General features: G+C 65.4%; 4 protein-coding genes. All 4 read right to left on the bottom strand.

Features of this window, described 5'->3' with window-relative positions; genetic code table 11:
• Positions 1–98: 98 nt before the first annotated feature.
• Positions 99–1493 carry a dihydrolipoyl dehydrogenase gene (gene lpdA, locus NKI24_RS35445; protein ID WP_352750786.1) on the bottom strand — a complete coding sequence of 465 codons (1395 nt, stop codon included), beginning with the start codon at positions 1491–1493 and terminating at the stop codon, positions 99–101.
• A 246-nt stretch (positions 1494–1739) separates the two neighbouring features.
• Positions 1740–3152, bottom strand: a complete 1413-nt coding sequence (locus NKI24_RS35440; protein WP_352685066.1) for a dihydrolipoamide acetyltransferase family protein — start codon at positions 3150–3152, stop codon at positions 1740–1742.
• Between the two features lie 10 nt (positions 3153–3162).
• Positions 3163–4176 (bottom strand): alpha-ketoacid dehydrogenase subunit beta, encoded by a 1014-nt coding sequence (locus tag NKI24_RS35435; RefSeq protein WP_352685069.1) that lies wholly within the window; start codon positions 4174–4176, stop codon positions 3163–3165.
• 2 nt (positions 4177–4178) lie between these two features.
• On the bottom strand, positions 4179–5411 hold the full coding sequence (locus NKI24_RS35430; protein ID WP_254817940.1) for a 3-methyl-2-oxobutanoate dehydrogenase (2-methylpropanoyl-transferring) subunit alpha: 1233 nt from the start codon (positions 5409–5411) through the stop codon (positions 4179–4181).
• Positions 5412–5867 lie beyond the last annotated feature (456 nt).

Here is a 5867-nt window from a genome sequence, read left to right as displayed (position 1 = left end):
GCTCAACTGCCTCTCCAAAGAATCCTTTCTCAGCCTAAACTCAACCCCAAAATCGCCATATGCGATTCCCCTGCCCTCAAGGGGGAGAGCGCGAGCCATCAGACATGCAGTGCGTGCCCCAGCGCCTTCAGCGCCGCTTCCTGAAAACCCTCGCCCTGTGTCGGATGGGAATGGATCGTCCCGGCGATGTCCTCCAGCGTCGCGCCCATCTCCAGCGCCAGCCCAAAGGCCGTCGACAGTTCCGACACGCCCTGGCCGACGGCCTGGATGCCAAGCACCAGATGGTTGTCCGCCCGCGCCACTACCCGAACGAATCCGTCCTCGCCCAACTTCGTCATCGCCCGGCCATTGGCGGTGAAGGGAAACAGTCCGACCTTGATCTCGCCACGGGTCTTGGCCTCCTCCGGCGACAGGCCTGCGGTGATCAGCTCCGGATCGGTGAAACAGACAGCCGGGATCGCTCGTCTGTCCCAGCTGCGCTTGTGGCCGGCGACGATCTCGGCGACCATTTCGCCTTGCGCCATCGCCCGGTGCGCCAGCATCGGCTCGCCGGTGACGTCGCCAATGGCAAAGATTCCACGCATCGAGCTGCGGTACTGGTCGTCGATGCGGATGAAGGGTCCGGCCATGTCGAGGTCGATCTGCTCCAACCCCCAGCCTTCGGTTACCGGCTTGCGACCGACTGTGACCAGCATCTTGTCGGCGGCAATCTTGCCGTTCTTGCCGCCATTCGTCTCGACCAGCAGCGCGTCGCGCTTAGTGGACAGCCCCTTGGCCTTGGCGTTCACGAGCACCTCGATGCCGAGTTCGGCCAGCCGCTTCACCACCGGCCGGGTCAGTTCCGCATCATATTGCGCCAGCACGCGCGGCAACGCCTCGACCACGGTCACCTTGGCCCCCAGCTTGGCAAAGGCGATGCCGAGTTCCAGCCCGATATAGCCACCGCCGACCACCGCCAGCCTCTCCGGAACTTCGCTTAGCGCCAGCGCCTCGGTCGACGAAATGACCGGCCCGCCGAACGGCAGCGATGGCAGCTCGACCGGCGCCGAGCCGGTCGCTATCACCACCGTTTCGGCGCGGATCACCTGCATGCCGATCTCGGTCTCGACGGCAACGGTCTTGCCGTCGCGAAATGTCGCCCAGCCATGCACCGTCTTCACGCCAGCTTTCTTCAGCAGGCCGGCGACGCCGTTGTTCAGCCGGCTAACGATGCCGTCTTTCCAGGCAATGGTCGCTGCGAGATCAAGCGACGGTGCCGCGACCGTTATGCCGAGTGGACTTTTGCCGCCGGCCATGTGCGAGAGCTTTTCGAACTCTTCGGCTGCATGGATCAGCGCCTTTGACGGGATGCAGCCGACATTGAGGCAAGTGCCGCCCGGTCTGCCTGCCTCGACGATCACCGTGTCGATGCCAAGCTGCCCGGCGCGGATGGCACAGACATAGCCGCCCGGACCGGCGCCGATGACCAGCAGCTTGCAGGAGATTTCCTTCATCATGGCACCTTAGTTCGAGGAGTAGGCGGCACAGCACCCCTCTCTGTCCTGCTGGACATCTCCCCCTCAAGGGGGGAGATTGGCAGCTTTCGCGCTCGGCTTAGTCCTGCAAAGCTGGAGATTGGCGAAAGGCGGGATGACGGCCGATCTCCCCCCTTGAGAGGGAGATGCCCGGTAGGGCAGAGGGGCGCGCGAAGGATCGCTACTGCTCTCATCTCGCGCCCCTGCGATCCTCTGTTCATCTCCTCAATCCACAAAAATCAGCGCTGGCGTTTCCAGCAGCGCCTTGATCCGCTGGACAAACACCGCCGCGTCCCAACCGTCGACGACGCGGTGGTCGAAGCTGGAGGACAGGTTCATCATCTTGCGCGGGATGAACTGGCTGCCGTCCCATACCGGCCGCACCATCATCTTGTTGACGCCGACGATCGCCACTTCCGGATGATTAATCACCGGCGTCGTCGCCACGCCGCCCATGGCGCCCAGCGAAGTGATGGTGATGGTCGATCCCGAGAGTTCGTCGCGCGTCGCCGTGCCGGATTTTGCCGCCTCGGCCAGCCTGACAACCTCGGCTGCACAGTCCCAGATGTCGCGCGCCTCGGCGTGCTTGACCACCGGCACCATCAGCCCGGAAGCCGTCTGCGCGGCGATGCCGATATGGACGCCGCCATGCTGGTGGACGATGCCGGCTTCGTCGTCGAACAGTGCGTTGATATTGGGCTGGTCGGCGATTGCCTTGACCATCGCCCGCATCAAGAACGGCAGCAGCGTCAGCTTCGGCCTGTCCGCGCCCGGCCGCTTCTCCTTGTTGAGCGCGGCGCGCAAATCCTCGAGCGCGGTGACGTCGATCTCCTCGACATAGGTGATATGCGGGATGCGCGACTTGGCCAGCGTCATCTTCTCGGCGATCTTTCGCCTGAGCCCGATTATCTTGATGTCCTCGACCGCCTCGTTGCGGACGAGGCCAAGGGCCTTCGCGAGCTGCGGTCCGCGTGCCAGGAAGGCGTCGATGTCCTCGGGCCGGATGCGGCCGGCTGGGCCGGTTCCCGGGACCTGCCGAAGGTCGATGCCGGCCTCTTTCGCCCTGAGGCGGACGGCCGGCGAGGCCAGTGGCTTTTCGCCCTCGGGGCGCCGCGCACCGACCGGCGCTATACCCCCGAAAGCCGGCGCAGTACCCCCACCCCTAGCCCCTCCCCACAAGGGGGAGGGGGATTCGCCACCCGCCGCACTTAGTCCCTTATGCGTTGGTGTTTTTCCAGGTGATCGTGGAGCGGTCTCGGGTTCGGCCTTGGAGGTTGCGGCACGTCCCCCTCCCCCTTGTGGGGAGGGGTTAGGGGTGGGGGTACTGCGCCCGGTGGGGGTATTCTTGGCGCCCGCCTCAGTGGCCTGCGACGCAGCATCCCTGACATTGCCCTCGCCCGCCACCTTCAACCTGACAATCGGCGAGCCGATCGCCACCGTGTCGCCGATCTCGGCGCCCAACCAGACGATCTCGCCATCGACGGGCGACGGAATTTCGACCGTCGCCTTGTCGGTCATCACGGCGGCAAGCACGGCGTCCTCGCGCACGAGGTCGCCAACCTTGACCTGCCATTCGACGAGCTCGGCCTCGGCGACGCCTTCGCCGACATCGGGCAGCTTGATGACATATTCGCCCATCGTTCCCCCTTCAGGCTTCCATCGTTTCGACCAGCGCGCGGCCTAGCCGGGCAGGACCGGGAAAATAGTCCCACTCCTGCGCATGCGGATAGGGCGTGTCCCAGCCGGTGACCCGCGTCACAGGCGCTTCCAGATGGTAGAAGCAGCTCTCCTGAACCAGCGCCGAAAGTTCGGCGCCGAACCCCGATGTCAGCGTCGCCTCGTGCACGACCACGCAGCGCCCCGTCTTGTTGACCGAGGCGACGATCGTCTCGAGATCGAGCGGCAGCAGTGTCCTCAGATCTATGATCTCGGCATCGATGCCGGTCTCCTCGGCTGCCGCCTGGGCGACATAGACCATCGTGCCATAGGCAAGCACGGTGACTGCCGCACCCGGCCGTCGGATCACCGCCTTGCCGAGCGGCACCGTGTAGTGGCCGTCGGCGACTTCGCCGAGCTCATGTTTCGACCATGGCGTTACCGGCCGCTCGTGATGACCGTCGAAGGGGCCGTTGTAGAGCCGCTTCGGCTCCAGGAAGATCACCGGGTCGGGATCCTCGATCGCCGCGATCAGCAGGCCTTTGGCGTCATGCGGATTGGACGGAACCACGACCTTCAGGCCGGAGACGTGGGTGAACAGCGCCTCCGGGCTCTGGCTGTGGGTCTGGCCGCCGAAAATGCCGCCGCCGGTCGGCATTCTCACGACGATCGGGCAGGTGAAATCACCGTTCGACCGGTAGCGCAGCCGCGCCGCTTCCGAGACGATCTGGTCATAGGCCGGATAAACATAGTCGGCAAACTGCACTTCGACGCAAGGCTTCAGCCCGTAGGCGGCCATGCCGATGGCCGCGCCGACAATGCCGGATTCGCTGATCGGCGCATCGAAGCAGCGGCTCTTGCCGTATTTCGCCTGCAGGCCCTGGGTGCAGCGGAAGACGCCGCCGAAGAAGCCGACATCCTCGCCGAACACGATGACTTGGCTGTCGCGCGCCATCGACACGTCCATGGCGTCGCGGATCGCCTCGATCATGGTCCGCCGCGGCATGATCAGACCCCTGCCTGTTGGCGCTGGCGCCTGAGATGCGGCGGCATCTCGGCATAGACGCCCTCGAACATGTCGCGCGCCGAGGGCTTGCCGCCGGCATGCAGCGTGCCATGGCGCTCGGCCTCCCGCTGCGCCGAAATCACCGTGTCGAGGATTTCCGCCTCGGCCTGGGCGTGGCGTTCGTCCGACCAGACGCCGCGCTGGATGAGATGGTTCTTCAGCCTGACGATCGGGTCGCCGAGCGGCCAGGCGTCGGACTCGGCCTTCGGCCGGTAGGCCGACGGGTCGTCGGAGCTGGAATGGGCGCCGACGCGGTAAGTGACGTATTCGACCAGCGTCGGCCCGAGATTGCTGCGCGCCCGTTCCGCCGCCCATTTGGCCACCGCATGGACGGCGAGATAGTCGTTGCCGTCGACGCGCAGCGACGGAATACCGAAGCCGAGCCCACGGGCGGCAAAAGTACCGGAGCCGCCGCGGGCGATGCCCTGGAAGGTCGAGATCGCCCACTGGTTATTGACGACGTTGAGCACGACCGGCGCCTTGTAGGTCGAGGCGAACACCAGCGCCGAATGGAAGTCGGACTCGGCGGTCGAGCCGTCGCCGATCCAGGCGGCGGCGATCTTTGAATCGTTGCTGATTGCCGAGGCCATCGCCCAGCCGACCGCCTGGATGTACTGCGTCGCCAGATTGCCGGAGATCGAGAAGAAGCCGTGCTCCTTCGACGAATACATGATCGGCAATTGCCGCCCTTTCAGCGGATCGGCCTCGTTCGAATAGATCTGGTTCATCATCGTGACCATCGGGTAGCCGTCGGCGATGAGCAGGCCGGCCTGCCGATAGGTCGGAAAATTCATGTCGCCCCGCGACAGCGCCTTGCGGAAGGCGCAGCTCACTGCCTCTTCGCCGAGATGCTGCATGTAGAAAGAGGTCTTGCCCTGGCGCTGCGCCATCTGCATGCGCGCATCGAAGCTGCGCAGCGTCATCATATGGCGCAGCCCCTCCAGCAACTCGTCGTCCGAAAGCAGTCCTGCCCACGGCCCGACCGCCTCGCCGGCGCGGTTGAGCACGCGGATGATCGAGAAGGCCAGATCGCGGATGTCGCGCGGGTCGACGTCGATCTTCGGGCGCGGCACCGAGCCAGCTTTTGGAATGCTCACATTGGAGAAATCCGGCGTCCCGCCCGGCCGCACTTCCGGTTCCGGAACATGGAAGCGCAGCATTCCGGCATCGGCCATGATCTCGGTCCTCCACTGTTGCCCGGCCAGGATATTTGCACACCGCCAGAGCAGTGCCAATTCGTCGGGCGAGGCTTCGCTGCCGCTGGCTGCTGCCCGCGGCCGACAGGATGGAGATATGTCGGCGAAATTTCTTGTCGATCTTCCGCGCCGGCGCGCAATTTGGCGAATGCCCGGGCCAGTCTGGCGCAAGAGCAGGAACTTCCTGCGGGAAGATCGCTCGGTCGAGTTCCTTCGCGGCCCCCTCTGTCCTGCCGGAGGACCGCGGCATCATCCCAGCTCGGGTTCCTCGCCCCCACGGAAGTGGGGGAGAGGTGGCTCGGCGAAGCCGAGACGGAGAGGGGGAGCCGCGCTCTACGAAAGCCCCCACAACCCCCCGTTAGCGGGCCCCAAACACCCCCAAGTAACGGGCGCGGGGCCCCCCGGGGGTGCGGGGCGGCTTGCAACTGGCCCCCA

Source organism: Mesorhizobium sp. M0701, from assembly GCF_040320365.1.
In the GTDB taxonomy this organism is placed as follows: domain Bacteria; phylum Pseudomonadota; class Alphaproteobacteria; order Rhizobiales; family Rhizobiaceae; genus Mesorhizobium.
This window is presented reverse-complemented; position numbering and strand designations above follow the sequence as displayed.

Coding starts and splice junctions, on each gene's coding strand:
- lpdA (WP_352750786.1), bottom strand. CDS start 1,493: ATGAAGGAAATCTCCTGCAAGCTGCTGGTCATCGGCGCCGGTCCGGGC.
- NKI24_RS35440 (WP_352685066.1), bottom strand. CDS start 3,152: ATGGGCGAATATGTCATCAAGCTGCCCGATGTCGGCGAAGGCGTCGCC.
- NKI24_RS35435 (WP_352685069.1), bottom strand. CDS start 4,176: ATGCCGCGGCGGACCATGATCGAGGCGATCCGCGACGCCATGGACGTG.
- NKI24_RS35430 (WP_254817940.1), bottom strand. CDS start 5,411: ATGGCCGATGCCGGAATGCTGCGCTTCCATGTTCCGGAACCGGAAGTG.